The sequence below is a fragment of the Paenibacillus algicola genome (assembly GCF_005577435.1).
GTDB classification, from domain to species: domain Bacteria; phylum Bacillota; class Bacilli; order Paenibacillales; family Paenibacillaceae; genus Paenibacillus_AQ; species Paenibacillus_AQ algicola.
This window is the reverse complement of the sequence record NZ_CP040396.1, coordinates 2,374,622-2,401,078: the sequence shown is the minus strand read 5'-3', so window position 1 is coordinate 2,401,078 and position 26,457 is coordinate 2,374,622. Positions and strand designations below refer to the sequence as shown.

Annotated in this window: 26 protein-coding genes; 22 read left to right on the top strand and 4 right to left on the bottom strand. The window is 49.1% G+C overall.

Annotated features, from left to right (window positions below; genetic code table 11):
* Positions 1 to 69 precede the first annotated feature (69 nt).
* From purT to E6C60_RS11070, 3 genes are all read left to right on the top strand, one after another.
* Positions 70 to 1,236, top strand: a complete 1,167-nt coding sequence (gene purT / locus E6C60_RS11080) for a formate-dependent phosphoribosylglycinamide formyltransferase (protein ID WP_138225906.1) — start codon at positions 70 to 72, stop codon at positions 1,234 to 1,236.
* Between the two features lie 192 nt (positions 1,237 to 1,428).
* A complete protein-coding gene (locus tag E6C60_RS11075; RefSeq protein WP_175415276.1) occupies positions 1,429 to 1,857 on the top strand; it encodes a hypothetical protein in 429 nt (142 codons plus the stop codon).
* A gap of 108 nt (positions 1,858 to 1,965) precedes the next feature.
* The gene (locus tag E6C60_RS11070; protein WP_138225904.1) at positions 1,966 to 4,131 is read left to right on the top strand and encodes a stalk domain-containing protein; all 2,166 of its coding nucleotides are present in this window, start codon (positions 1,966 to 1,968) and stop codon (positions 4,129 to 4,131) included.
* Positions 4,132 to 4,433: 302 nt separating this feature from the next.
* On the opposite strand, the gene E6C60_RS11065 is transcribed toward E6C60_RS11070, so the two are convergent.
* Positions 4,434 to 4,976, bottom strand: a complete 543-nt coding sequence (locus E6C60_RS11065; protein ID WP_138225903.1) for a recombinase family protein — start codon at positions 4,974 to 4,976, stop codon at positions 4,434 to 4,436.
* Between the two features lie 175 nt (positions 4,977 to 5,151).
* On the opposite strand from E6C60_RS11065, the gene E6C60_RS11060 reads away from it, so the two are divergent.
* The 3 genes from E6C60_RS11060 (at position 5,152) to E6C60_RS11050 (ending at position 9,230) form a co-directional block, all read left to right on the top strand.
* On the top strand, positions 5,152 to 6,618 hold the full coding sequence (locus E6C60_RS11060; protein ID WP_138225902.1) for a SulP family inorganic anion transporter: 1,467 nt from the start codon (positions 5,152 to 5,154) through the stop codon (positions 6,616 to 6,618).
* Between the two features lie 21 nt (positions 6,619 to 6,639).
* Complete coding sequence (locus E6C60_RS11055) at positions 6,640 to 7,059, top strand: universal stress protein (RefSeq protein ID WP_138225901.1); 420 nt, start codon at positions 6,640 to 6,642, stop codon at positions 7,057 to 7,059.
* 275 nt (positions 7,060 to 7,334) lie between these two features.
* Positions 7,335 to 9,230 carry a methyl-accepting chemotaxis protein gene (locus E6C60_RS11050; RefSeq protein ID WP_175415275.1) on the top strand — a complete coding sequence of 632 codons (1,896 nt, stop codon included), beginning with the start codon at positions 7,335 to 7,337 and terminating at the stop codon, positions 9,228 to 9,230.
* 59 nt (positions 9,231 to 9,289) lie between these two features.
* On the opposite strand, the gene E6C60_RS11045 is transcribed toward E6C60_RS11050, so the two are convergent.
* The gene (locus tag E6C60_RS11045; protein WP_138227759.1) at positions 9,290 to 10,204 is read right to left on the bottom strand and encodes a phosphatidate cytidylyltransferase; all 915 of its coding nucleotides are present in this window, start codon (positions 10,202 to 10,204) and stop codon (positions 9,290 to 9,292) included.
* Between the two features lie 93 nt (positions 10,205 to 10,297).
* Here E6C60_RS11045 and E6C60_RS11040 point away from each other — a divergent pair, with 93 nt between their 5' ends.
* The 13 genes from E6C60_RS11040 to E6C60_RS10980 all read left to right on the top strand — a co-directional run bounded on the left by E6C60_RS11040 (position 10,298) and on the right by E6C60_RS10980 (position 21,742).
* A complete protein-coding gene (locus tag E6C60_RS11040; RefSeq protein ID WP_138225899.1) occupies positions 10,298 to 10,840 on the top strand; it encodes a hypothetical protein in 543 nt (180 codons plus the stop codon).
* A gap of 90 nt (positions 10,841 to 10,930) precedes the next feature.
* Positions 10,931 to 11,197: an excalibur calcium-binding domain-containing protein gene (locus tag E6C60_RS11035; protein ID WP_138225898.1), complete on the top strand. Its 267-nt coding sequence runs from the start codon at positions 10,931 to 10,933 to the stop codon at positions 11,195 to 11,197.
* A 130-nt stretch (positions 11,198 to 11,327) separates the two neighbouring features.
* The gene (locus E6C60_RS11030; RefSeq protein WP_138225897.1) at positions 11,328 to 12,506 is read left to right on the top strand and encodes a GNAT family N-acetyltransferase; all 1,179 of its coding nucleotides are present in this window, start codon (positions 11,328 to 11,330) and stop codon (positions 12,504 to 12,506) included.
* A gap of 40 nt (positions 12,507 to 12,546) precedes the next feature.
* Positions 12,547 to 12,741 (top strand): hypothetical protein, encoded by a 195-nt coding sequence (locus E6C60_RS11025; RefSeq protein WP_138225896.1) that lies wholly within the window; start codon positions 12,547 to 12,549, stop codon positions 12,739 to 12,741.
* 353 nt (positions 12,742 to 13,094) lie between these two features.
* A complete protein-coding gene (locus tag E6C60_RS11020; RefSeq protein WP_138225895.1) occupies positions 13,095 to 14,408 on the top strand; it encodes a hemolysin family protein in 1,314 nt (437 codons plus the stop codon).
* 81 nt (positions 14,409 to 14,489) lie between these two features.
* Positions 14,490 to 15,599, top strand: coding sequence for a hemolysin family protein (locus E6C60_RS11015; RefSeq protein ID WP_138225894.1), 1,110 nt, complete (start codon positions 14,490 to 14,492; stop codon positions 15,597 to 15,599).
* 212 nt (positions 15,600 to 15,811) lie between these two features.
* Positions 15,812 to 17,236, top strand: coding sequence for an amino acid ABC transporter substrate-binding protein/permease (locus tag E6C60_RS11010; protein WP_407669159.1), 1,425 nt, complete (start codon positions 15,812 to 15,814; stop codon positions 17,234 to 17,236).
* Positions 17,229 to 17,957, top strand: a complete 729-nt coding sequence (locus tag E6C60_RS11005) for an amino acid ABC transporter ATP-binding protein (protein ID WP_138225892.1) — start codon at positions 17,229 to 17,231, stop codon at positions 17,955 to 17,957. The genes E6C60_RS11010 and E6C60_RS11005 overlap by 8 nt, the downstream gene beginning before the upstream one ends.
* Positions 17,958 to 18,117: 160 nt before the next feature.
* Positions 18,118 to 19,443 carry an ArnT family glycosyltransferase gene (locus E6C60_RS11000; protein WP_175415274.1) on the top strand — a complete coding sequence of 442 codons (1,326 nt, stop codon included), beginning with the start codon at positions 18,118 to 18,120 and terminating at the stop codon, positions 19,441 to 19,443.
* A complete protein-coding gene (locus E6C60_RS10995) occupies positions 19,406 to 20,107 on the top strand; it encodes a glycosyltransferase family 2 protein (protein ID WP_138225890.1) in 702 nt (233 codons plus the stop codon). Before E6C60_RS11000 ends, E6C60_RS10995 begins: the two co-directional genes overlap by 38 nt.
* Positions 20,108 to 20,112: 5 nt before the next feature.
* Positions 20,113 to 20,463: a DUF2304 domain-containing protein gene (locus E6C60_RS10990; protein ID WP_138227758.1), complete on the top strand. Its 351-nt coding sequence runs from the start codon at positions 20,113 to 20,115 to the stop codon at positions 20,461 to 20,463.
* Positions 20,447 to 20,791, top strand: a complete 345-nt coding sequence (locus E6C60_RS10985) for an EamA family transporter (RefSeq protein WP_138225889.1) — start codon at positions 20,447 to 20,449, stop codon at positions 20,789 to 20,791. The genes E6C60_RS10990 and E6C60_RS10985 overlap by 17 nt, the downstream gene beginning before the upstream one ends.
* 126 nt (positions 20,792 to 20,917) lie before the next feature.
* Positions 20,918 to 21,742 (top strand): DUF368 domain-containing protein, encoded by an 825-nt coding sequence (locus E6C60_RS10980; RefSeq protein ID WP_138227757.1) that lies wholly within the window; start codon positions 20,918 to 20,920, stop codon positions 21,740 to 21,742.
* 253 nt (positions 21,743 to 21,995) lie between these two features.
* On the opposite strand, the gene E6C60_RS10975 is transcribed toward E6C60_RS10980, so the two are convergent.
* On the bottom strand, positions 21,996 to 22,193 hold the full coding sequence (locus tag E6C60_RS10975) for a hypothetical protein (protein WP_233280982.1): 198 nt from the start codon (positions 22,191 to 22,193) through the stop codon (positions 21,996 to 21,998).
* A 125-nt stretch (positions 22,194 to 22,318) separates the two neighbouring features.
* Positions 22,319 to 23,149, bottom strand: a complete 831-nt coding sequence (locus tag E6C60_RS10970; protein ID WP_175415273.1) for a serine/threonine protein kinase — start codon at positions 23,147 to 23,149, stop codon at positions 22,319 to 22,321.
* A 282-nt stretch (positions 23,150 to 23,431) separates the two neighbouring features.
* Between E6C60_RS10970 and E6C60_RS10965 the strand changes: the two genes are divergently transcribed.
* From E6C60_RS10965 to E6C60_RS10955, 3 genes are read left to right on the top strand one after another with little or no spacing between them, the layout of a single operon-like run.
* On the top strand, positions 23,432 to 24,262 hold the full coding sequence (locus tag E6C60_RS10965; protein ID WP_138225886.1) for a histidine racemase CntK family protein: 831 nt from the start codon (positions 23,432 to 23,434) through the stop codon (positions 24,260 to 24,262).
* Positions 24,263 to 24,297: 35 nt separating this feature from the next.
* Positions 24,298 to 25,143, top strand: a complete 846-nt coding sequence (locus E6C60_RS10960) for a nicotianamine synthase family protein (protein WP_138225885.1) — start codon at positions 24,298 to 24,300, stop codon at positions 25,141 to 25,143.
* The gene (locus E6C60_RS10955) at positions 25,130 to 26,437 is read left to right on the top strand and encodes an opine metallophore biosynthesis dehydrogenase (protein WP_138227756.1); all 1,308 of its coding nucleotides are present in this window, start codon (positions 25,130 to 25,132) and stop codon (positions 26,435 to 26,437) included. The genes E6C60_RS10960 and E6C60_RS10955 overlap by 14 nt, the downstream gene beginning before the upstream one ends.
* Positions 26,438 to 26,457 lie beyond the last annotated feature (20 nt).

Sequence of the window (26,457 nt, the reverse complement as noted above, 5' to 3'; positions counted from 1 at the left end):
TCTTTCTCCTTGCCTCTTTTTTGTAATTTCGGTTCTGCCGGATCATTTCGACAAAGCGAGGAGATTACCATGTTAAAGACCCGCAAAATGATGCTGCTTGGCTCTGGGGAGCTGGGCAAAGAGGTTATTCTGGAGGCACAGCGTTTAGGTATTGAGACGGTGGCGGTAGACCGGTATGGCCATGCACCTGCCATGCAGGTGGCTCATCGGCACTATGTGATTGATATGATGGATGCATCCCGGCTGCGTCAGATCATTGAGGAAGAGAAGCCGGATTTGATCGTTCCGGAGATTGAGGCCCTGGCCACCCACGAGCTGGAAAAGCTGGAGGCGGAAGGACACCGCGTGATTCCGACGGCGCGTGCAGCAAGGCTGACCATGGACCGTGAAGGCATTCGGCGTCTGGCTGCCGAGAAGCTGGGTCTGCCTACGGCAGGGTATCAGTTTGCCGACACATACGAAGAATTCGATGCTGCGGTCAAGTCAACCGGCTATCCTTGCGTGATCAAGCCGCTCATGAGCTCTTCAGGTAAAGGACAAAGTGTATGCCGCCGTGAAGAAGACATTCAGTCCTGCTGGAATATGGCGATGGAAGGCGGCCGTGTGCAGAACGGAAGAGTCATTATTGAGGAATTTATTCCGTTTGAATCTGAGATTACACTGTTAACCGTTCGCTCGGTCAGTGGAACCGTCTTCTGTCCACCAATCGGACATATTCAGGAAAGCGGCGATTATATTGAATCCTGGCAGCCTCATGCCATGAGTGAAGACCAGCTTGCCGAGGCCAAAAGAATTGCTCAGGCTATCACTGATGAGCTTGGCGGTTACGGCTTATTTGGGGTCGAGCTGTTTCTAGCCAAGGACCGGGTTTACTTCAGTGAAGTTTCCCCAAGGCCTCATGATACTGGACTTGTGACCCTGGTTACCCAGAATCTATCGGAGTTTGCACTTCATGTCCGGGCGATTCTGGGCTACCCGATCCCTGAGATTGAGCTGATTACGCCTGGCGCCAGTCGGCCGCTGAAGGCTGCGGCCGAGCTGGAGCACTATGAAGTGACTGGCGTCGAGAAGGCCCTTGCTGTCCCTCGTACACAGGTTCGGATCTTCGGTAAGCCGGTGACCAAGATCGGTCGCCGGATGGCGGTCGCATTGTCTGCGGCGGACAGTGTAGAGCAGGCCAGAACTCACGCCAAGCAAGCCTTGGATGCTATGCAAATTGTACCTTCTGAATCATAAAGCCAAACAAGCGTGCGATCTCATCATGAGGCAGCACGCTTGTTTTGTTGATAAACCCCTTCAGGTATTTCATACCTTCATCAAGTGATTTAATTCACAATACTGAGAATCTATGGTATATTGTTTCCATTCCTACAAATTGCGGCTTGCACAATGATCAGGGACAAAAGGAGTGGGGTTATGAGGTACACATTGAATGCTTTTGGTAAAGTGCTTGCGGCTTTTTTGACACCGGCCATGGTCTCGTTCTTCTTTACGCTTCAAAGATCCTTTGAGATCCAGCCAAGTCATGAGGTCAGCTCATCCACCAGTTATATATTTGCAGCCGGTTACGTCTTCTTTCTTCCGTTCACTCTATTATTCCTCCTGCCATTATCGCTTCTAGCAGATATGACCATTGCGAGAATTCTTCATACCTTACGTCAAAAACAAAGGCATTTCATCACAATTATTGTATCCCTATTCGTGTACGGCGCGTTAGGTATGCTTGGTGGATGGTTGGGAGGATTAATGATTCAGCATTGGTTCCAAATGTCGATGACGATCCTGCTCGCGATTCTTTTCTGGGTGCTTCAGACTGTCATAAGTATGGCTCTAATCTTCATTGTTCGCAGAAAATAAAGATCCATGGCGAGGTTTTAACCATTTAGACAAGAACTTTTTACCAAAGTGTGCGTTTAATACTAGGGAGCTGGAAAAATAAAACGAGAAACTCAAGGGAGCACAGGTATGAATTTGAAAAAGTTAACGATATTCGCTTTGCTGGTTGTCGTACAGGCTGCTGCAGTTCTTCCTGCAGGAGCTGAGTCTGTAAGTACGGGACCCGTACCCGGCACAGTGACCGGCGAAGTCTATGAAGCACCGCAAAGTGATAAGAACGGACAGCTAGAAGTTATTCAAGGAGAAGTGGAAAAAGTAGAAGCGGACAAGGACGTTGTACCAGGGCAAGGTACAGAAGATGCAGAAGAAGCAGAAGAAGGGGCTGGAAACAGTCTGGAATCGGAGCCAGCGCCAACGCCGGTGTCCATGAACGAACTCATTTTTTATTATAATAGTACAAAGCTTGAGCTAGGCGGACAGGTGTATCAAGCGCCGCAGCCATTGCTGGTCAATAAAGGGATTTCTTATGTTCCGATCCGGACGCTGGTTGACCGTGTTGGTTTCAAGCTCCGCTATGAAGCCAAGACGAAGGAAACCGTGATTCTGAAGGGGGATACCGAGCTGCGCTTCAAGACAGACAGCGCCAGCTACACGGTGAATGGTGTCGTAAAGTCAATGAAAGGGGCATCGTATCAGACCAAAGGAACCTTCATGGTTCCGCTGACGTCCATAACACAAGCGCTCAATCTGAAGTACCAAGTGGATAACATCGGCAAGCGCATCATTATGAATCTGGAGCAGAAGCCTGTAGCAGCATTTACAATAGGACCGAAGGAGATTTATGCGGGTGAGACGCTAGTAACCTACAGCACGCAAGCCACGTCTCCTACAGGGCTTCCGATCGTGAATGAGCGCTGGGAGGGGCGGCAGGACGTGTTTAGCCAGCCTGGAGATTACGTGGTAACGTATTATGTTCAGGATGCCAGTGGAGCCTGGAGTGAACCAGCCACTCAGACGGTAAAGGTTCTGAAGCCGAATCAGCCTCCAGTGGCCGCATTTACAACCGATAAAGCAGAATATAAAATGGGCGAGTGGATTACATACACTGACCAGAGCTACGATGATGAAGGCATCAAGTCTGTGCAATGGGACAATAATGCGTATGCTTTTTTCACACCGGGCCCCAAGACGATTAATCTGACCGTGACTGACCAGCAAGGGGTAAGCACAACGGCGACCCGAATCATCAACATTACAGGTGAAACGCTGTATGCAGAGGATGATTTCAATAAGCTGTTTATTCCGGCCGGAGAGAAGTTTACGTTTAATGGATCTGAAGTGACAGGCCGTGACCGAATTCTTTATAAGTATTTGGACGAGCCAAGCACCTTGATCCGCAGCAACAGCCCCGAAACCGTGAATGAGCTCGGCAATGTCTATCGCGAGACGGCCTCCGGGGACATGCGTTTCATGATTCATCATGTAAACAACGTAAATAAAAATGTCAAAATGTATGTGGTTGCTACGAACAATAATGCATCTCCAGCTGTGATAAACACAGAAAATCTGGGCTTTGCCGGACCGACCTATATTGCCACGGCAGCCGGGAAGAAATCTGTATTGTACTACTTTGAATCGATGCAGAATGGCTCCAAGCAGTCTGCGATCACGCTGGCGCCAGGGGAAAGCCGACTGGTCATGACCGAGCTGAGCCAGACGCGGATGAAGCAGGGGGATGTTATTTCGCTCTTTGCAGATCTTTACAGTGATCTTCCGATTCAGTTTGACGTCATCATGATTGATGAGAAGGCTGAACCGCTGAAGGTGTGGAAGGAGCTTCCACTGCTTGATAAAGACGGCGTGCATAATCGCGGAACGTACCCGAACTCGACCCGAATCATTCAACATTTCGAAGAAGTGGGCGCCAAGCCAGAGCGTTTGCTGCTGGGAGATGATGGAGACGATCCGAATTTAATGGGCACCGATCCTATGTACAACAGTCCTACCTCCAACGCAGGCAATTTTGGAGTTCTTTACAAGATTCGTCTGGAACGAGTGGCACCTAATACATTGATCTCATTCAATCCCCGCGGCGGAAAGTATTCGGGATATGCTATGGTAAATGGGTTAATCACCGCCATTTATTCGAATGGACAAGTCAGCGCTCCAAATGAGCAGGCTGTTCTGTACCGTACTGGCGACTACGAGCAAAGTGTTGAGATCATGTTAACTGCTGCTCCGGGAAGCAACCTTCCCGTCAACCTGCTCTTTACCCCCATGCCTGCCAAGAAATAAAGGCTGAGAAGAACTTATATTCGTTATCCATCAAGCTGGTCTGAGGCGTAAGCCTTTCGATCAGCTTTTTTCATGGGAAGGGCTCTATTATCGTCTCTATTTATACAATTACAACATGTGAAAAATTCAAAATAATAAAACATTAGATATTCGTCACAACGGAGGCTCGAACCCCGCCAAGGGGGCACATAACAACCGCCAAATATCAGGAGCACAACCCAAACACCGTTCTCCTCAGAGCCGGCACGAGATCCCAAGGCTCTGCAAAAGAACGGTGGATAGAAGGTACGTGGAGATCAGCATCACTGCTCCAAATACCGGTATAGCGTTGATTTACTGATGCCGGTCTCATCTTTGATCTGGGCAAGCGAGTATGTTTTGCTCTGATACATTTCAATCGCGCGCTGTACATTCTGATCCGGCTTACGCGGCCGACCGGGGGCATTGCCTTTTTCCTTCGCCTGCAGCAATCCTTGCCGCGTATTCTCGCTCATGGCATCGCTTTGGAATTGCACCAAATGCTTGGCAATGGTCTGGAACGGGTACGCTAGGGCAGGATCAGTCTCAATTCCTTCTTGAAGGGATAATAAGACCGCCTGCTTCTGCTCCAGCATCTCTAATAGCTCTACCAGGTGCCGGGTTGAATCGGCCCAGACGAACAGCTTTGTTACGATGACGGTGTCGCCCGGCTGCAGCTGCTCCATCATCCGCTCCAACTCAGTGCGTCTCTTGGGTGCGGCATGCTCCTCCTGATAGATATGCTGACAGCCATGGTCCGTTAACTGCTTTGTCTGGCATTCACACTCGGGGTCTTCATAAAAAGGTCGCATATATCCAATAATCATAACCAGGCTCCTTACTGCAAAACACGGTATATCCTTCATGAAAAATAAAAGCCCCAAAAAGGTTCCATTTCGGGACTAGCGGTGATAAACTGTTGGTTGTGAACAGGCTGAATACGATGTAATCATATCCTATATCAATCGTAAAAGCCAATATATTGGATGAGGTGGAATACAAGTGTCCGAAAGATTAAGAAATGAATGGTTCGGCAATGTGAGGGGAGATCTGCTCTCCGGCATCGTAGTTGCGCTCGCGCTCATCCCGGAAGCCATTGCTTTTTCCTTAATTGCGAATGTGGATCCGATGGTGGGGCTGTATGCTTCGTTTATCATCGCTGTCATCATATCCTTTGCAGGCGGCCGTCCGGGAATGATATCCGCAGCTACGGGTGCGATGGCATTAGTGATCGCTTCACTCGTGAAAGACCATGGCCTGAACTATTTGCTCGCCGCTACAATCCTGACAGGGATTATTCAGTTTCTTCTTGGCTACTTCAAGGTAGCCAGGCTAATGAAGTTCATCCCGCGAGCAGTCATGATTGGCTTCGTCAACGCCTTGGCGATTCTGATATTCATGGCTCAGGTACCGTATTTCTGGAATATCTCGATGATGACGTATTTATTTGTCGGCTTGACGCTGCTGATTGTGTACGTGCTGCCACGTTTCTTCAAAGCGATCCCGGCACCACTTATCGCAATCGTCCTGCTCTCCGTGATCGCAGTGATGTCTGGTGCTAACCTGGGAACCGTCGGCGATTTGGGACATATCGACCGGTCGCTTCCTGCCTTTTTGTTTCCCGATGTTCCGTTAAATCTGGAGACGCTGCAGATTATTTTCCCTTATGCGATTGCCTTGTCGATCGTGGGGCTGCTGGAGTCTTTGCTGACCGCTCAAATTGTAGATGATATGACGGATACAGGCAGTAACAAGAACCGGGAAGCCCGGGGACAGGGAATTGCAAACTTTGTAACAGGTTTCTTTGGCGGCATGGCCGGCTGTGCAATGATTGGCCAATCGGTTATTAATGTGAAGTCCGGCGGACGAGGAAGGCTGTCTACTTTTGTGGCAGGTGCATTCCTGATGTTCCTGATCCTCGTGCTCGGCAATTATGTGGTTCAAATCCCGATGCCGGTTCTTGCCGGAATCATGATCATGGTATCCATCGGCACCTTTGACTGGTCTTCCTTTAAATATGTTGTGAAGGCCCCGCGCGGCGATGCCGCAGTCATGCTGGTCACTGTTATTATTGTCGTTGCCACCCATGACCTGTCCAAAGGCGTTATTGCCGGGGTCATTCTGAGTGCCGTTCTGTTCGTTTCCAAAATCTCGCGCATCAAGGTTACGGAATCGAAGCAGCAACACAGTACGATTTTTCAGGTGGAGGGTCAGCTGTTCTTTGCATCCGTTGACAGCTTTGTTCATAAGTTTGACTTGACTGCACAGAATCAGAATATTGTCATTGATTTCTCCAACGCCCATGTGTGGGATGACTCCGCAGTGGGAGCCATTGACCGGGTAGTCATCAAATACAAAGAGAACGACAATAAAGTGACTGTCAAAGGCCTCAATTCAGCAAGTCAAAAAATCGTAGATAAGCTGGCGGTATACAAAGATCCTCAAGCAGCAAACCGAAGTGCACATTAATGGACCAAGGAGTGATATTCCATGTATGAACGTATTGTACTGGCTGCTGACGGATCACAGAATTCGTTACGAGCGGCGAAGGAAGCCGGCAAGCTGGCTAAAGCTTCGGCTAACGCTACCGTGGAGGTTGTACTGGTCGCTGACTTCGACAAGGCCAAAAGCGAAATACTTCATGCCCAGAGCCATGTAGAGGTAGAGCAGCTTCGCCGGAAGAAGCTAGCAAGCGTGGAGGAGTGGCTTCAGCAGGAAGAGATCACGTACAAGGTGAAGGTGCTCCATGGTGAGCCGGGGCCTGCCATTGTGGATTATGTCAACAAAGAAAAAGCCAGCCTGGTCGTGATTGGCAGCCGTGGCCTCAATGCTCTTCAGGAGATGGTCCTTGGCAGCGTCAGTCATAAGGTAGTCAAGCGGGCTCAATGTCCGGTACTTATTGTGAAATAAGGACGGATAAGCATGTATAGACCTTTTTCCTGGATGAGAGGAAAAGGGTCTTTTTCTACATCGCTTTACCATGTTACTTTAATAAAATATCCGCTTGTAACATGAATCACAAAGGTATAGAATGTGAATAGAAGTACATTGTAGAATATTGTAGAAAAAGAGAGGAGAGTATTACCATTCGCTGGCTACATACGTTAAGTGCAAAGTTTATTCTCGTGATGGCCGTCGCACTGTTATTGGTTATGTTTCTCTTTGTCATGAGGCAATGGGATCGAATGGAGAAGGATGTGGAGCAGCAGCTGCTGGATAAGGGAAGTGCGCTTGCCAAATCTTTAGCGCAGACGCTTCAGTCTTTAACGGAGGATGATCTTAGAAATGGAGTCACGCTAAGCAACGGGCAAGCGTATACCGGACAGGAGTTGAGAACTCGGCTCTTCAATGATCAGCTGTCTGTACTCCCTGAAAGTGAAGAAGCTGCCCGCAAAAGAATGGAGAATGAGCCGGATGCCATGAACAAGCTTCAGTTGCTGCATGACGGGAGTGAGATTCCGCTGTGGCAATATGAGCTAAAGTATAGTAGTGAATATGATGCTTATACTGATGACAAATGGCAGTCTGTTATTGACAGCTTCCTTGTAGACAGCTCGGTTGTGTTTGCAATTCCGGCTGCGTATTCGGATAATCCGGAGGCGGCCGGCTATATAGCGACTCACAACACGACATATTCTCCAATCGGCGAGCAGTCAGTAGATCCCTGGGGCGATACCGGATTACTCAGTCAGAAATACCGGGCTAATCGGGTATTTAACGACAAGACCGGCTATGCAGCGGCGGCAAACACAGATACATCCCAGGTGCTGCTGCAGAAATACCCTCGGGTCATTGACGGCAGAGTGGTGGAAACCTGGGATATCTCTTATCCGCTCTACATTGATGGCGAGCACTGGGGTGGGGTCCGGGTAGCACTTTCAAAGGATGCCTCTGACCTTATGGCTGCCAAGCAGAAGCAAAGCGTGCTCCTGCAATTCAGTGTTCTGTTCGTCATGGTTTTGGTGCTCATTTACATATTAAACCGTTATATTATCGGGAAAAAGCTGCAGCAGCTGCTGTTCGCTGCCCAAAATTTAAATTCTGGCCAGGCGGATCTGACATATCGAATCCGCGTGAAGGGACAGGACGAGCTTGCCGGGCTGGCTAATGAAATTAATCGCTTTATTCATCATCTGGAGCAGCTAATGACACGGGTCAAGCAAAGCACACAGCAGCTGAATGCCAGCTCGTTGCAGCTGCACCAGTCCGCTCAAGAAACGAGTGAGGTTACGGAGTCTCTATCGGAATCTCTCAATGACACCGTGAAGGGCACTCAGAATCAGTCTCAGGCTCTGCGTGAAAGTGCCCGGGCGATGGAGGAGCTGGCTGAATCCGTGACAAAAGTGGCTGAAGCTGCGGGAACGGTAAACCAGGCGGCGCTGTTCATGAATCAAGGGGCCAAGCAAGGGGGACGTTCTCTGAAAGCCGCAGTAGGGCAGATGAACGAAGTCAATCAGGCGGCACAGCTTGCCCAGGAAGCGATCTTGAAGCTCAATGAGCACTCCGCGCATATTGGTGAAATGGCCTCGGTCGTGCAGGGTGTAGCTTCTCAGACCCAGATGCTTGCGCTGAATGCCAGTATTGAGGCCGCGAGAGCGGGAGAGCACGGTCGCGGCTTTGCTGTCGTCGCTTCGGAAATCCGCAAGCTGTCGGAGCAGTCGAGAACCTCCGCAGAGCAGATTACCGCGCTGATTACCGACATTCAGGATTCGGTAGAGCAAACGGCTTCATCGATCCAAAGCAACTCTCACGAAATTGAAGTCGGCGTGAATATGATGCAGAAGACCAGCCTGATTTTTGAAGAGCTGATAGAATCGGCTGATGCAGTATCCTCTCAAATTTCCGAAATCTCTCAAGCTGCAGAGCAAATGTCGGCAGGAACCGAGGAGATCAGTGCCGCACTGGAAGAGGTTTCGCAGATCGCTTTGAAATCTTCTGAAAGCAGCAAGGATATGAAGCAGGAAGCCGCCAAGCAGTCGGCAGCCGTTGAGCAGACTATGCAGCAGGCCGATCACGTGAAGCGAATCGCAGAAGACCTGGATGACAGCTCCTCTCAATTTGTATTAGATCGTAATGCGTAGTCTAAAATGAATAGTTAAACAGGCCCTGTCGCTTATGACAGGGCCTGTTTATACTCCACCTACATAAAGTCAAAAAAGTAGCGTGTGAAATGCAGAAAGACGGGAGAGGTATAAGCCAGGCTATCGACGCGGCTCAGGTAGCTTTTCTTCAACGCTTCAAAGCGTTCATCATCGCCAATGAGCAAATCACGCTTTAATACAGAGACGGTTAGGCTGCCAAAGAATCCGCTAAGGCTGATCAGCATCCCGGATATGACACCGAACTTAAGATCAAAGGGCGTCAGGTATGGAGTCAGGAATACAGCCGCGGCGGCTGTAGCCAGAAAGCCACAGACAAAGCCCTCCCAGGTCAGCAGCGGATTAGCAGTCGGTACAATCCGGCGTTTGCCCAGATAAATGGAGGAGATCTCGTGAACCACATCATTGAGCTGCGTCAGGATGACCAGAAACAGAACCAGGCCGGCCCCGTATTGCGGGGTGGCTACCTGGAAATAAGCCAGATGGCTCAGGCCGAACACCATCAGCATCAGCCCCCATTGGGTCGAGCTGACACTGCGCAGGAAACCGAGCGTACCCTTGTTGATCAAACGGGGAAGAGGCAGAAACAGAAACACATAGACCGGGATAAACACAATAAACATGCCATACCAGCCTATATAGATCCAATAAAATTGAACCGGGATCGATAGATACGCCCACAGAAAAATCCGCCGATCATGCTTTCGAGTGCGGATCATGGAGAAATATTCTTTTAAAGCGAAGAACGACAAGGCCATCAGAGAAAGCAGGGAAACCACCGGATTAAATAGCGCGGCCAGACAGAAGACAAAGAACATGCCCCACCAGGTATTAATCCGATGACCGATACGAGAGTAATCACGGTCCGGCTGGAGCCGACCGAGAATAAGAAACAGAATATGTACGAGCAAAAGGCCTGCCAGGATTACAATTAAAGTAGAAGGGCTGCTGTTCAACACCATCACCAACTTGTCTATGAAATGATTTCAAGAATAGAATCCTATGTTATTATGAAGCAATAGTTGTTCAATGATAAGGGGTAATTTACTATGGCTTCACCATCATCAGTCTATATTATGCTCAGTAATACAGGGACCTTGTTCACACAGCTCATTCAAAGCTATACGAGAGCACCTTATAACCACGCATCCATTTCATTTAACCGTGAATTATCAGAAATGTACAGCTTTGGACGTAAGCATCCGCGAAATCCGCTGCACGGCGGGTTCGTCAAGGAGGACGTTGCGACAGGCACCTTCAGTAAATTCCCGGATACTACCTGTGTCATTTATGAGCTAAAGGTCAGTGAGCGGGAAATTGAGAAAATGAAGCGTGTCCTGCACATCTTCATCCGCAGCCAGAAGAAGTTTCTCTACAATATATTAGGTGTCATCGGCATTGCTCTTCAGGAACCGGTTGAATTCAGCAACTCTTACTTCTGCTCTCAGTTTGTAGCCGAAATCTTGCAGCGCTCGGGCATCAAGCTGTGGGACAAGCTGCCAGCTTTGGTGACACCGGACGATTTTCGAAAATGCAGCCAACTGACGCTCATTTACGAGGGCAAGCTCTGCCATTATGAACCTAGAGAATAGGTACAAAACCTTTTTTTAACAAAACTATTGAAATTCCTCTTCTTCTTGATTATGATCATAGTCAGTTCTATATAGGAGAAGTGATATCATTTGAAAAAGCTTTCTGTTTCCTTGTTAACGGCTGTTTTCATTGTTGGAATCTCATGTATTGCAGTGCCAAAGGCGGATGCAAAAGGTGTTGTTATCTACAGTAATTGCACGGAGCTGAACAAGGTGTACAAAGGCGGCGTCGCCAAAAAAGCAGGGATTCAGAACAAGGGCGGCAAGACGAAATACAAGCCGTTTGTATCTGCAGCATTATATGAAGCGAATTACAAGAAGGACCGTGACAAAGACGGGATTGCTTGCGAGAAATAATAGGGCCTAGCGTAAACTGCACCGGGGAGCCTTTAGGCTGACACGGTGCAGTTTTTTTCATGTTTGACAGAGACAGGGGAAAGCGTAGACAATGTTGTCAGACAGCAGCATGGAAAGGAGCACGATCTCTATGGAAATGAGAAACCTGAGTATGGATGAGTTTGAGGACAGCATCTCTTTGTCGGAGTATGCTTTTCAGTACACATTAACCAAAGAGCAGAAGGATAAGAAACGAGAGCTGTTCCGGCCAGAACAGTTCTGGGGATGCTTTGAGGAGGGGAAGCTGCAGGCGAAGCTGACCATCTTGCCCTTTCAGATTTATTTGCACAACCAGAAGTTCAGCATGGGCGGCATTGCCGGTGTAGCTACCTGGCCGGAGAATCGGCGCAAAGGACATGTCGCTAAGCTGCTCAAGCATGCCCTTCAGCATATGAGAGCAGAAGGACAGGCCGTTTCGTTTCTTCACCCGTTCTCCATTCCTTTTTACCGCAAATTTGGCTGGGAGGTATTTACGGATACCTTAACCTACAAGCTTCAGATGCATCAGCTTCCCCCCAAGACCTCCGTTCCGGGACGGATTGTCCGCGGAACTGCAGATATAAATCTGCTAAGCTCTCTCTATGAGGCATTTGCTGAATGCTACAACGGTACACTGGTGCGCACAACCGAGTGGTGGAAGCATTCCGTGCTTAAAGACCAAGCCCATACCGCCGTTTACTATGCAGAGGACGGTGAGCCGCAGGGATATATTCTGTACGAGCTGAAGGATAAAGAGCTGGTATGCAGCGAGTTCGTGTTCTTACATGAACAGGCTCGAAGCGCTCTATGGACGTATATCTCCAACCATGACGCTCGGATTGAAGAAGTGACTCTGACTATGGTGCCGGGAGATGATCGGCTGCCGTTCATGCTGCCTGATCCCCGAATTCATCAGGAGCGTTTTCCTTATTTCATGGCGAGGATTGTGGATGTAGAGGCTTTTCTGAGATCATATCCGCTGCATCTTATTACCGGTGAAGGATGGACACTTCACATTTCTGATGAGGCAGCGCCCTGGAACGATGGAGTGTGGAACATTCAAAGCAATGCTGACACCGGAATCATCGTTCAGAAGGTCGAAGAAGCCGTCAAGGGTTCAAGTCCTGACCAGCTTCATCTGGACATTGGAGCACTAACCGCCCTGCTGCTGGGCTATGTAAAGCCTGCGGAGCTGGTTCGCTCCGGCAGACTGCAGGGCGATGAGACAGCCTTGCAGCGGCTGGAGGCTTCCATTCCGGTCCGCCCGCCGATGCTGATGGACTTTTTCTAAAGAATGATACTTAGAACGCTGCAGAAAGGAAGTCAACGTCATGTGGATGTATATCGTCGTCATTTCATTAATCGTCATCGGTCTGATCGCCACGCTGTGGGTCGGAATGTCGCAGGAGAACAGCAAATCCAATCCGAAGTATGAGAAAAAGACGAAAGCGAACATCATCATGCTGAGTGTAATTTATGGGCTCTCCATTGTTGCCTTTGTCGCGATCTGGATGATTTTTGATTAAGTCTATGACTGATAAAAACCGCGCCCTGCGCGGTTTTTGTGCTAGATCAGGTCGCTTCAACCTTGAAGCGCTTTCCTGTGCACATTCCAAACCATAACGTGAAACTGGATGGTTGGGTTTACTTTGTGATATACTTGTTTTTAAATTTAAGGGAGGGAGGTCGTGTCATTGGGAAGGCGATTCTGTTTGCATGTAAGCTGGCTAATATAAATCTAAGCGGTATGGGTCATTGCAGGGAGCTTTGGAAGTCTCAGCAGTACGATCTCCCGAAGCGGACGTAAGCAGCGTTACAAGTAACAATCAACTCATTAAGAACTATACCGGAGGTGAATCCCTCTTTACGAGGGGATGGATTGGACATCCTTACGATTATCAACTTAATCATTCTTGCACTTTTGCTTCTGTTAACGGCGTTTTTTGTGGCGTCTGAATTTGCGGTTGTCAAGATTCGTGCGTCCAGGCTGGATCAGCTCATTGAAGAAGGAAACAAGAAGGCCGTTCTTGCCAAAAAAGTGACAAGTGATCTGGACTATTACTTGTCAGCGTGTCAGCTAGGCATCACCGTAACCGCGCTGGGACTCGGCGCACTCGGTAAACCGGCGGTAGAGCGAATTATGCTTCCTGTATTTGAAGCGCTGAATATGAGCGAAGCCAACTCTTCTGTAGCGTCTTATGCCATTGCTTTTATACTCGTTACGTTCCTGCATGTGGTGGTCGGTGAAATGGCGCCAAAGACGCTCGCGATTCAATTCTCTGAGAAGCTGTCTTTGCTGCTGTCCCCGCCGCTCTATTGGTTTGGTAAGATCATGTATCCGTTTATCTGGGCACTCAATGGCGCGTCCCGAGTTATACTTCGCGGGTTCGGCGTCAAGCCGGCCGGTCATGAGCAGGTGTATTCCGAGGAAGAGGTCAAAATCATTATGACCCAGAGCTATCAGGCCGGTGAAATTGAGGAAACGAAGCTGGCTTACATGGAAAATGTATTTTCTTTTGATGAGCGGGTGACCAAGGATATCATGATTCCGCGTACGGAAATGATCTCTCTCGATAAATCCATGTCGCAGCAAGAAATTATCGAGGTTTTGGATGAATTCAAATACTCTCGCTATCCGATCTCCGAAGAAGGAGATAAGGACCGGATTATCGGGATGGTCAATGTTAAGAAAATGCTGCCATTTATTGTTTCGGGCAAAAATCCGAAGCTGTCTGATTTCATCCGCGACCTGCCAATGGTATTCGAATCCACCCGAATTCAGGATGCGATGCTGAAAATGCAGCAGGAGAAGGTGCACATGGCCCTCGTTATCGACGAATACGGCGGAACGGCAGGCATCCTGACGATGGAGGACATCCTGGAGGAAATCGTCGGGGAGATCCGGGATGAATTCGACGAGGATGAAATTGAGGATATCGTGCAGTCTGGGGAGAACCAGTATTTGATTCAGGGCAGAGTGCTGCTGGACGATCTGGAGAAGCAGTTCGGGTTGGTGTTTGAAGAGGATGAAATTATGGATACCCTTGGCGGCTGGATTCAGTACCGTAAAGGGGAAACGGTAGAGCCTGGTGATGTCATTGAACAGCATAATATCATCTGGACCGTCATGGAGACCGAAAATTATCAAATCAAGCAAGTGATGATGAAGCTGCCGGAGCCGGGGACAGAGTAAACGCTGACCGGGCCGGTGGCCAGACTTATATCCTAACTTGTATTTTAACGGAGGTGAACCCTCTCCACTAGAGGGAAATGATTGGACGGGACAATAGCCTTAAACTTATTTTTGGTGGCCGTATTTATTGGTCTTACAGCGTTCTTTGTAGGGGCTGAATTCGCGATCCTGAAGGTTCGCATGACTCGAATTGATCAATTGATTGCCGAAGGCAACAAGAAGGCGCTCACAGCAAAAAAGGTGACGCAGGATCTGGATTACTACCTGTCAGCTTGTCAGCTGGGGATTACGATTACTGCTCTCGTGCTCGGTGCCTTGGGTGAGCCAACCGTTGAGAGAATGCTGCACCCGTTGTTCGAACGCTTTGAGGTACCGGAAGCATTATCCACAGTGCTCTCTTATGCGATCGCACTCTCGGTCATTACGTTTCTGCATGTCGTCATCGGGGAACTGGCTCCCAAAACGCTGGCGATTCAATATGCCGAACGCATGACCTTGCTGCTCGCGCCGCCGCTGTACGGATTCGGAAAGCTGATGTATCCGTTTATCTATGCCTTAAATGGCTCGGCGCAGCTGCTGCTGAAGCTGTTCGGTGTCAAGCCGGCCGGTCATGATACCGCTCACTCGGAGGAGGAGATCCGGCTGATTGTCACGCAAAGCTATGAGGGCGGCGAGATCAACCAAACGGAGCTGGATTATCTCAAAAATATTTTTTCCTTCGATGAGCGGAAGGTTCAGGATATTATGATTCCGAAATCGAAAATCGTGACCGTGCCTGAGAATGCATCGGTAGAAGAGATCTTGCAGAGCCTGGACAGCTACGTTTACACCCGCTATCCGGTGGAGGATTCCGGGCAGCCTGGTCACTACAAGGGAGTGATCAACACGAAGGAGATTCTGACACATCTGGCGGCGGGAAGAGCGTTTGTGATGAATGAGTTCATCTACGATATGCCGGAGTATCCGGAGGATGCTCTGATTCAGGACATCCTGAGCACCATGCAGAAGGATCGGATTCATATGGCGGCGGTTGTTGATAGTCGCGGAGCCACGATCGGCATGGTTACAATGGAGGATATTCTGGAGGAAATCGTCGGTGACATTCAGGATGAGGTCGGTATGAATCCGAAGCCTCCGCTGCGTCCAGTAGTCAAGAAAATGCGCGAGGAATTACCGCGCACCGTAAGATAACAGCTGTTACAGAGCTGAAGCTTAGGATTACAAGCCGCTGACTTGTTCAGCGGTTTTTTTTCGCGTTCTGGTGCAAAATAAGCTTAGTGTGCAGTGGCATATGTCAATAAGTTGACAGTAAATGTTAGATACAGGGTCGAAGTGGGTAACTAATTAAATAGTTGTTTACATAGAGGAGGTTTGTCATGAGGATACTTCGAAGTCTTCATCTGATGCTGACCCTGGTCGTGCTCATCGCGGCAAGCTGGGGGGCTGGGAGCTTGACGGCTGCTGCAGAGCCGGCAGAGGGCAAGGTTTATATCATTGGCACGGATGTTACATTTGCTCCATTCGAATTCCAGGACATCAATGGCGATTTTGTCGGCATCGATATGGATTTGATCCAGGCGATTGCGGAGGACCAGAATTTCCAGTACGAAATCCGGCCTATGGGCTTCAATGCTGCTGTACAGGCGCTGGAGGCCAATCAGGTAGACGGTGTGATTGCCGGAATGAGCATAACGGAGGAACGGAAGCAGAAATTCGATTTCTCCGAAGGATACTATGATTCTGGCGTCGTCATGGGCATCGACAAGGATAACGAAGAGATCAAGAGCTATGAGGATCTTCGTGGCAAAAAGGTCGCTGTCAAAACCGGCACAGAGGGATACTCCTTCGCGGAATCCATTGCGTCTCAATATGGATTTACTCTCGTTCCCTTTGACGAATCCGCCCTGATGTATGAGGACGTCAAAACCGGGAATTCAGCAGCCTGCTTCGATGATCATGCGGTACTGGCTTACGGTGAACAGCAAAACATCGGGCTTAAGCTGGTTACAGAGCCTGAACCGGGAGCTTCATATGGCTTTGCGGTGCGCAAAGGTGAGAACCAGGAGCTGCTGCAGAAATTCAATGCCGGACTTACGAACCTGAAGGCCACAGGCGCCCATGAAGAGATTTTGGAAAAATATCTTGGTGAGAATGCCGCAGGCAAGGCTCCACTCACCCGCATGGAGCTGCTTCAAGCTTCCTTTGTGCCTTTGCTTGAAGGTATGGGCAAAACGATCTTGTACACCTTCATTTCCTTGTTCTTTGCATTCATTATAGGCCTGATCTTCGGCTTCATGAAGGTAAGCAGAAATGCATGGCTGCGGGGGATAGCTACCGTGTTCGTGGATGTCTTCCGCGGAATTCCGCTGATCGTGCTTGCGTTCTTCATTTACTTTGGCATTCCGCAGGCGTTCGGCTTTACCATGCCGCTGTTTCTTGCAGCCGTGCTGACCCTGACCCTGAACGCAGGCGCTTATGTGACTGAGATCATCCGCGGCGGTATTCAATCCATTGACCGGGGACAGATGGAAGCGGCACGCTCCTTGGGAATTCCTTACCGCAAAGCTATGTTCAAGATTATCATTCCACAAGCGATCAAGGTCATGATTCCGTCGTTTATCAATCAGTTCGTCATCACCTTGAAGGATACATCCATTCTGTCTGTCATTGGCCTGGTAGAGCTGACGCAATCCGGGAAAATCATCATTGCCAGAACCTTTGCATCCTTCGATATCTGGCTGATGGTCGCGCTGATGTATTTTATCGTCATCACAGTATTAATCAAGATCGCCAACCGTCTGGAAAGAAAGGTGGGGCAGCATGGCTAAAATTATCGTAGAAGGCTTGAAGAAAAGCTTTGGCAACAACGAGGTGCTCAAGGGTATTGATATGAAAGTCCATGAAGGAGAGGTCGTCTGTGTCATCGGCCCGTCAGGCTCGGGCAAAAGCACCTTTCTGCGTTGTATTAATCGACTGGACGAGATGACCGGCGGCAAAGTGATCATTGATCAGAAAAATATTAATGACCCGAAGACTGACATCAATAAGGTTCGCGAGAACATCGGCATGGTGTTTCAGCACTTCAACCTGTTTCCTCATTTTAATGTTCTTAAGAATATTATGTTTGCCCCCGTCGAGCTGGGAAAGCAGAGTGAGGCGGAAGCCAAACAGACGGCTTTACGGCTGCTGGACAGAGTCGGCCTGTCCGATAAGGCTGAAGCATTTCCAAGCCAGCTGTCCGGGGGTCAGAAGCAGCGGGTCGCGATTGCGCGTGCACTTGCCATGAATCCGGATATTATGCTGTTCGATGAGCCGACCTCGGCGCTGGACCCTGAAATGGTTGGTGAGGTGCTCGGCGTCATGAATGATCTGGCCCGTGAAGGAATGACGATGATGATCGTGACACATGAGATGGGCTTCGCCCGCGAAGTGGCTGACCGGGTCATCTTTATGGACGGCGGGTATATTGTTGAAGAGGGAGCCCCGGAGGACGTATTCGGGAATCCCAAGCATGAGCGCACGATCAGCTTCCTGGATAAGGTACTGTAGTCTATCATGTTTAAGGAGCCGGTCTGCTTGTCGAGACCGGCTTTTTTATAGTGAGTAGGTAGAAGATCGTTTCTGTGTATATTCCTTGTAAATGAATGGAAATTGAATTACTATTTGATGAGATCATTGTTTTCATATACCTATCAATAGGATGGAGGGCGTGAAATTGTTATACAGCTATTTGCAAGAAGACCGCGTCAAGAAGCAGCTATATCCTGTCGTTCTTGCCGTTTTTCTCATTTCCGTGGTTGTCGTACTGTATCATGGAAATGGACTGTTTCTGGGAGATCCCGAGAAGCTGAACAATGATGACGTCAAATACATACATACGGCAAGGGTGCTGCTGAATGAAGGTACACTCGTCTACAATTCGGGAGAAGCCCCGTCGGCCTTTATCATGCCGGGTCTTCCGCTATTATTGAGCGGATTTATGGCTGTCTTCGGGCAGGAGCAGGGCGGCGTCACAGCCTTCCGAGTATTTCAGTCCGTGCTGCAAGCAGCATCCATAGTCCTTATTTATCTCTTGTCCAGATATACCTTCAGCCATCACAAAGTGGCTATGCTTGGTGTCGTGATCGCTGCGCTATACATACCGGATTATTTTACGTCAGGCTCCATCTTAACAGAGTCCAGCTTTCGCACCCTTATTCTAATGCTTCTATGTGCCATGATTACAGCCGTTCATACCAAAAAAATACGTTGGTACCTCGCTGTCGGCTTGCTTACAGCCGCCGCCGCTTATTTCAAGCCGCAGGCGTCTCTGTTTCCTTGTATGCTGCTGTTCATTTGGCTTGCCCATCGCTATACTCTTAAAGAGATTGTTCGTTTCACGCTAGTCGTTATAGGAAGCTATATCCTGCTGCTCATACCATGGTGGATTCGTAACCTGGTGACCTTCGGTGAGTTTATCTTATTCACCAGCTCTGCCGGAAGTCCCTTTCTACTGGGGACCATGATTTCATATGAGCTGCCGCCTGCTGGCTTTTTTACAGCCTATCCGCAGTATGATCCCAAGACAGTATTTGAGGGTTCAGATGCTGCCGCTATTCAAAAAGGAATGGATATTTTAAAATATGGCTTTACTGTTCAGCCTTTGACTTATTTGTACCATTACAGTATCGGTCGTTTCGAAGCTTTGTATCTGGTGCCTTTCTATCTCAAGGATCTATTTTCGATTCCGAAGCCTTTCGTTCAAATCATGCAGCAGGTTATTGTGTATACGGGGTTAGTCGGTATCGTATGGGCTTCTGTTCGAAAAGTAGGGAAGTCCATGCTTCCGTTATTGCTGCTCCTGATATACTTCACGCTCATTCATCTTCCTTTTGTCGCCATGTCAAGATACGGCTATCCAACGAGTATTGTGTTTATCCTCTTTAGTGGATATGCATTCATGCGATTATACGGAGCGATTACGAACAAGCCGGGAACGAACAAGGAGGAGTCTGCACATGCTCAAGGTACTCGTCATCATTCCGGCTTACAATGAAGAGAGTAGTGTCCCCTACGTCATCCAGGACATTCGTAATCATATGCCGTCTGCCGATATTCTTGTTGTAAATGACGGTTCCAGAGATCGGACAGCACAAGTGGCTATGGAGGCAGGAGCCAAAGTACTGACATTGCCCTTTAATGTAGGCATTGGCGGCGGCATGCAAACCGGCTACATGTACGCCAAGAAGCACGGATACGACGTGGCCGTGCAGATGGATGCGGACGGTCAGCACGCTGCTGCTGATCTGCCTCGGCTGCTAAGCAAGGTTCGTGACTGTGATCTGGTCATCGGTTCACGTTTTCTGGAAAAAACCTCATATAAGTCGTCCGTAATGCGAAAAGTGGGAATTACCTTTTTTTCTCGGCTGGTCAGTCTCGTGACCCGTCAGCGCTTTACTGACACGACAAGCGGCTTTCGTGCTGCCGGAGCGAAGGTCATTGACTTATATGCCGAGTACTATCCGATGGATTATCCTGAGGTAGAGTCGATCGTGTATTTGACCCGCAAGCATTGCCGACTGATGGAGGTTAAAGCTGAAATGCGGGCGCGGGAGACCGGCAAGTCCTCCATTACCCCGCTGAAGTCTGCGTACTATATGGTCAAGGTCACATTATCTGTGCTGATGAGCGCAGTCCGCTACCGGGAGGGAAAAGCATAGCTGTGATGAATGTATATATTCTTTCCGTAATGTTTTCCATTGTATTCCTCGTCATGATCATTGAACTGGTCCGAAGACGAAGGCTAAAAGAGCAATATTCCTTACTATGGATTCTGATGGGCTTCACGCTGCTCATCATATCTGTAAATGTACAGGGAGTAGAGCGGCTGGCTTCATTTCTGCAGATTGAATATGCGCCAGCGCTTTTATTTCTGTTTGGACTGCTGTTCTGCTTTGTATTGATCCTCCACTTAACGCTAGTCATTACAAAGCTGAGCGCTCAGGTGCTCCGACTTACGCAGGAGATTGCCATCATGAAAGGAGAGAAAGCATCTCACAATGAGCATATTCATTAGCTACGGGCTGTTATTCCTGAATATCATGCTGCTAGTATCGGGCCAGATTTTGTTCAAGCTGGGATTGGAGAGCAGCGGCGGCTTGCAGTGGATGAAGCTGTTTACGTCCATGTATGTTTGGAGCGGTCTCGTGCTCTATGGCGCCGCAACGGTAATCTGGTTTGCTGTGCTTTCACGGCTGCCGCTGAGCATTGCTTATCCTCTGCAAAGCATCGCTTATGTGCTGGCATTAATTCCGGCGTTCTTCCTGTTTCATGAAACCATGAGCTTCTCGAAGCTGATCGGGATCGCCCTCATCATCACCGGTGCTTATTTCATAGTCAAATAAACAAGCCACGTAACCATTCGCTCTTCGTTCGTAAAAAATGCAGAAATATGGTAGACTTAGTTGCTGAATATTTCAAAAACAGAACTTTTATTTCGGATATTGTTAATGAGGTGTAGAGAGAACATGATGGAATGGAGAAATCTTTATCGCGGCTTTGTGATGGGAACCACCGATCTGATACCAGGGGTCAGCGGCGGCACTCTGGCCGTAGTACTCGGTATATACGAGCGTTTGTTAGAAGCAATCAGCGGCATATTCAGTAAAGACTGGAAGCGTCACTGGAGCTTTCTGATCCCGCTGGGCATCGGGATGGTGCTCGCAATCGGATCGTTGAGCCGATTGATTGAATACTTGCTGGAGCATCACTACGCACCCACTCAATTTTTCTTTACGGGACTGATTCTCGGGGTACTTCCAATGCTCATTCGGCTGGCGGAGGTCAAACGTAATTTTACAGGTCCGCACATCGGGGTTTTAATTGTATGTATTCTGCTGATGGCCTTGCTTGGCTTCATCCAGGGTGACAAAGAGGGCGGGGAGCTGATTGACCTCAACGTCGTGAATGGCATCGGCATGTTCTTTGCCGGCTGGCTGGCCAGCATGGCCATGCTGCTTCCGGGTGTCAGCGGCTCCTTTATGCTGTTGATGGTTGGGGTATACCCAACAGCCATTAATGCACTGTCTAACCTGGATGTACCGGTCATTGCTGTGATCGGAGCCGGTGTGCTGGCAGGCTTTTATTTCAGCAGTAAAGGGATTCGGTATTTGATGTCTGCTTTTCCAAACATGATGTATGCGGTCATGATCGGCCTGATCGCCGGTTCGGTACTCGTCATATTCCCGGGTGTTCCGGCAGGCTTTGGCTCCATAGTGATTTGCCTTCTTACTTTCCTGGCGGGAGCCGGCATTGCGATATACTTTGGCTCCTCCAAGAGAGTGCAGAAAAGCTAGCTTCTAATCTTGTGCGGACTCATCATCTGAATAAAGAGGCTGTTCCAAGAGATCTAGGGTCTTGCGGGATGGCCTCGTTTGTTGTTGAAGAAGGTCGCAATAGACCAAAATAAAGACATGGCGGTGCTGGGATTACCTCCCTGACTCCACCATGTCTTTATTTTTTGCTTCGGATCTCACTCAAGTGAGCTGTCTCGTTAAACAAGAAACTACTTTGGGACAGCCCCTTTCGTCAATATGCTGGTGCCTGTGATCAGCTGGAGCTGTACTTGCGGCTTTTGTAGTATCCGTGTCCCATACTGCCATGTCTACGCTTGTAATCGGAGGAAGAGCTCTTTCTCCGGGCATGACCGTAGCTGCTGCTGTAACGCTTCTTGTAGCGTTGATCGGAGCTGCTGTAGTGGCGTTTGCCCCGGCTGTGGGATGCAGAGTGAAGAAGCTTGTCAAACATTTTTCTTAACATCTGTTTCAGCCTCACTTTCGAGTGAATAGCAGGAATAAAGGATAATGACCAGTCATAATTACCTTAAATTTCTAACATCGTATCATAATCAAGCTGCTGCTTTCAACGTCAAACTATGACTGCCGCTGTCGAATTGCCGCTAACGCTTCCCTAGAATTAGAAAAAGGGTGAGAATGCCCAAAGAGGGAGTCAAGGAACTGCCTCATTTGAGTTGAAAGGTCTAATTCTTCTCTCCAGCTGCACTCCTGAGCGGTTATGCCGTTTTCCGGCTCGTAAGACGAGTAAAGCATGAACAGCATGAAATGACCGATGTCCTCTAAATCGCTTGTCTCATCAGCCACCTTGCTGCCGGTTGCAGCAGCAGGCTTTCGCCAGAAGGCAGGCCGGTGCTTCTGATGGATGGAGGGCAGTTCTTCTCCCACCTGGCGGCTTAACCCGAAATCAATAAGATACAGCTCATCCCCCTGAATGATCACGTTCGGAATTCGCAGATCCAGATGTACAAAGCCGCAATCATGAACGTGAACAGCCAGCTCCAATAGCTGCTGAGCCAAGGCGAAGCATTCGGCTTCTCCGTATGTATGCCCCTGCTCAAAGATGAGCTCCTCCAGTGTCCTACCTTCCAAATATGTCATGACCATAAAATCGCAGCGTTCTGCTTGGAAGCAATCCAGATAAGCTGGAATCCGCGGGTGATGCAGCAGCCGCAGCATCCGGGCCTCCCGCTGAAGCAGAAGGCGTGAGGATGATCCCTTGCTGCGGCGGCTTTGCTTGACGGCCACTTGATTACCGGAATCCTGATCGTGACAAAGATAGGTCAAGCCATAGCTGCCTTCTCCAAGCAGAGACATGACCTGATATCGTTCGTGGAGCATACTTCCAGGCTGCAGGGGGTAATCTCTCCAGGCCATCATAAACTCCCGCATTCTGTGAAATAAATGCATACATTCTGCTCCTTGTTCAAGTGTACTGACGAAGCTGAAGACATTTCTTACAGTGTAAAGCATGGCTCATCGGAGAAACAATAGTCACGGAATCTATATCGGTAAAATAATAGAACAGCGAGGCTGATTTGAAATCGGCTCCGCTGTTTTTTTAATATTTTTCAGAAAATGATGATTGACAATGGTAATCACTGTCATTATAGTTATTGTTAATCGTAAAGATTACTATCTTAGACAGCGGCGAATATATTTATACGGGGAATAGGGGGGAAAGAGTTAGAAATGGAGGTCAAGTTTATTAAGACGAATCCCACCCAGAATATGACGATCCTCGTAGAGAGCCGTCACGGCCGCGAGGATTACGGACAAGTGGCACAGCGCATGATGTCCTATGATCATGTTTTTGCAGAGCAGGTCGGGTTTATTGAGCAAGCTGAAGGTCAGGAGGCCTGGGCCAGACTGCAGATGATGTCCGGGGAATTTTGCGGTAATGCGGCGATGTCACTGGCAGCGGTGATGGCATGGAAATGGAATCTGCCGCTGGGGCGCAGTCTTGACATTCCACTGGAGGTGTCTGGTGCAGATCAACTGCTATCGTGCAGGGTTACGGCAGATGCGGCTCCTGGATATACCTGCAGGCTGGAGCTGCCGCCGCCGTTAAGTATCGAGCCATCAGTTCTGTTGCTTCGTGAATCAGCACTCACGATTTCTGCTGCCCTGGTTCGCTACCCTGGCATTTGCCACGCGATCCTTGAGGTTGCCCCTGGAGAAGTGAATTTACGATCTATTGCTGAACAGGCAGTACAGTCTTTAGCAGCCACCTGCGATGAGCAGGCCGTCGGGATTATGCTTTACTGCCCGGATACGCAGGAGATGGAGCCGCTCGTATACATACCGGCTGCCAGTAGCCTGGTGTGGGAGCGGGGCTGCGGCTCGGGAGCCGCTGCGGTAGGCGCCTGGCTTGCAAGGCAACAACAGCGTCATATACATACTCAGATCAAGCAGCCTGGAGGAACCATGGAGGTTTGGGCTCAGATTGAAAATCGGCAAATTACCCGCCTGGCCATTCAGGGGCAGGTACATATTTCTGCGTCCGGAACAGCGTATATCTAACCTGGCAAGCTGTTCAACGAAAGGAGATCCGCCATATGATTTCGGTCGAAAAAGACTCATTACAGCAGCAAATGGAATCTTTTTTATCCCGCTTCCGTCAATTGAACAAGGCCTTCGAGCTTAACGATCAAAGCTATAGTGAGATGGAAGAGACGATCGGGCAGTATACTGCGTTTATCGTTCATCCAGATCACGAGGCCGCCTGGGGCGCCATGCCTGAGCAAACGATGCATTTCAAAGAGCTGGCGGAAGATTTGCGGCAGGAAGCTTGTCATTGTGTATGGGCCATGGAGAAGCATCGGGCAAGAGCCTGGCTGGAAAACCGTCCTGATATTGCAGACTACTTTCATAACATTGAAGACTGTATTGAAGCAGAGTTTCAAGGTGCTGGCATGAACAAGCATTCCAAGGTGCTAATGATCGGTTCTGGTGCCTTTCCGATGACTCCTTTATTGATTCAGCGGCGGACAGGTGCACAGGTAGTCGGCATTGACATCGATGCTGAAGCCAACCGCCTTGCTGTGCAGGTACTGCAAAAGCTGGAGTGCAGAGAAATCCAGATCGAGCAGCTTACCGTGGATCAGCTCAGCTTCACCCGGGAGGCCACGCACATTATATTTGCGTCTACGATTCCGGAGAAGTTTGATCTTCTGCAGCAGCTTCATGATCTAACGAATCCCGATGTGATCATCGCCATGCGGTATGGAAACGGATTGAAATCATTATTTAATTACCCGCTGCTGGAAGTCAGTCCGGCGCTATGGACGCTCTCGGAGCAGGTTCGTCAGCCGGGTCAGGTGTTTGAGACGGCATTGTACCGGAAAAGCGCAGCTGTCACCGCATTCAGCTCAGCGCGTGGAGAATTCCATGGATCATGTTAACCGCGTCTTGATTGCAGGAACAGGCCCCGCCTCCATTCAGCTGGCCGTCATGATGAAGCATGCTGGACATGTCATCACCGGTATTGCCGGGAGGATGTCGCTGCGGTCTGAAGGCTTTTATGCATCTCTAAAGGCAAGCTCTTCATGCATTGCGGTAAAGGTACAGAATCCAGCTCACAGCCGATTAGCCGGAGAATGCTGCCTGGATCAAGTGTTTCAGGGCTATGAGACCATTACGGGAACGTGGGATATTCTCATCCTGTCGGTGACTACAGACGCTTACCTTCAGGTGCTGAAGCAAATTCCACCGCAGGTGCTAAGCTCGCTGACAACCATCGTGCTGCTGTCGCCAACCTTTGGCTCCAACCGACTGGTTCAGCGTTATGTACGGAGCAGTGGAAGTGCGGCTGAGATTATCAGCTTCTCCACCTACCTTGGGGATACCCGCTGGGAAAGCGGATCGCCGGGACATCAGGTTCTGACCGCTGCAGTGAAGAAGAGACTGTATATCAGCTCCACAGACTCCAATTCTGTGATCATACCTCATCTAACAGAGATGTATCGCAATCTGGGGGTGGATTTGGTTCGGCTGTCTTCACCGCTGGAAGCGGAAACTCGCAATCTTTCGTTAATTGTCCATCCGCCGCTGTTCATGAATGATGTTACGCTTTCTGCTATTTTTGAGAAGCCCCAGCCGCAGAGATATGTGTACAAAATGTTCCCGGAAGGACCGATCACCCAGGATCTGATATCAGGAATGCTTGCGTATTGGCATGAGATTGAGGGGCTCTTATCGAAGCTCGGCTTATCCGGCATGAATCTACTGCAATTTATGACCGATGATAATTATCCGGTACGCCCCGAGAGCCTCAGCAGACAGGATATTGAGCAATTTCCTGCTCTGGAGCCGATTCACCAGCAATATTTACTGTACGTGCGCTATGTGTCGTTACTGATTGATCCTTTCTCAGAGCCTGACGAGAACGGACGATATTATGATTTCTCTGCTGTTCCCATCCGTCCTGTGTATGTGAACAAAGAGGGTGAGCTGGATATTCCCAGAATGCCCAAAGAGGATTATTACCGCATCAAGATCATTCAGGGAATGGCCAAGCATCTGGGAATCCCTTCTCCGGCCGCGGATCATTTTATTGCTACATATGAACGCTGGCTGATCCAATCCGCTTCAGCAAATGAAGCCTTCCCGCTCTCAAGCGGGTTTAATGTTCAGAGCTTTCAAGAGGATATCAACAGCATCTGCCAGGATTTAATGACTGAAACCAGCAAAGCTTAGGCAGATATACAACAAGGAGG

Coding starts and splice junctions, on each gene's coding strand:
- purT (WP_138225906.1), top strand. CDS start 70: ATGTTAAAGACCCGCAAAATGATGCTGCTTGGCTCTGGGGAGCTGGGC.
- E6C60_RS11070 (WP_138225904.1), top strand. CDS start 1,966: ATGAATTTGAAAAAGTTAACGATATTCGCTTTGCTGGTTGTCGTACAG.
- E6C60_RS11065 (WP_138225903.1), bottom strand. CDS start 4,976: ATGATTATTGGATATATGCGACCTTTTTATGAAGACCCCGAGTGTGAA.
- E6C60_RS11055 (WP_138225901.1), top strand. CDS start 6,640: ATGTATGAACGTATTGTACTGGCTGCTGACGGATCACAGAATTCGTTA.
- E6C60_RS11050 (WP_175415275.1), top strand. CDS start 7,335: ATGGAGAAGGATGTGGAGCAGCAGCTGCTGGATAAGGGAAGTGCGCTT.
- E6C60_RS11040 (WP_138225899.1), top strand. CDS start 10,298: ATGGCTTCACCATCATCAGTCTATATTATGCTCAGTAATACAGGGACC.
- E6C60_RS11030 (WP_138225897.1), top strand. CDS start 11,328: ATGGAAATGAGAAACCTGAGTATGGATGAGTTTGAGGACAGCATCTCT.
- E6C60_RS11025 (WP_138225896.1), top strand. CDS start 12,547: ATGTGGATGTATATCGTCGTCATTTCATTAATCGTCATCGGTCTGATC.
- E6C60_RS11010 (WP_407669159.1), top strand. CDS start 15,812: ATGCTGACCCTGGTCGTGCTCATCGCGGCAAGCTGGGGGGCTGGGAGC.
- E6C60_RS11005 (WP_138225892.1), top strand. CDS start 17,229: ATGGCTAAAATTATCGTAGAAGGCTTGAAGAAAAGCTTTGGCAACAAC.
- E6C60_RS10995 (WP_138225890.1), top strand. CDS start 19,406: ATGCTCAAGGTACTCGTCATCATTCCGGCTTACAATGAAGAGAGTAGT.
- E6C60_RS10990 (WP_138227758.1), top strand. CDS start 20,113: ATGAATGTATATATTCTTTCCGTAATGTTTTCCATTGTATTCCTCGTC.
- E6C60_RS10985 (WP_138225889.1), top strand. CDS start 20,447: ATGAGCATATTCATTAGCTACGGGCTGTTATTCCTGAATATCATGCTG.
- E6C60_RS10980 (WP_138227757.1), top strand. CDS start 20,918: ATGGAATGGAGAAATCTTTATCGCGGCTTTGTGATGGGAACCACCGAT.
- E6C60_RS10975 (WP_233280982.1), bottom strand. CDS start 22,193: ATGTTTGACAAGCTTCTTCACTCTGCATCCCACAGCCGGGGCAAACGC.
- E6C60_RS10970 (WP_175415273.1), bottom strand. CDS start 23,149: ATGCATTTATTTCACAGAATGCGGGAGTTTATGATGGCCTGGAGAGAT.
- E6C60_RS10965 (WP_138225886.1), top strand. CDS start 23,432: ATGGAGGTCAAGTTTATTAAGACGAATCCCACCCAGAATATGACGATC.
- E6C60_RS10960 (WP_138225885.1), top strand. CDS start 24,298: ATGATTTCGGTCGAAAAAGACTCATTACAGCAGCAAATGGAATCTTTT.
- E6C60_RS10955 (WP_138227756.1), top strand. CDS start 25,130: ATGGATCATGTTAACCGCGTCTTGATTGCAGGAACAGGCCCCGCCTCC.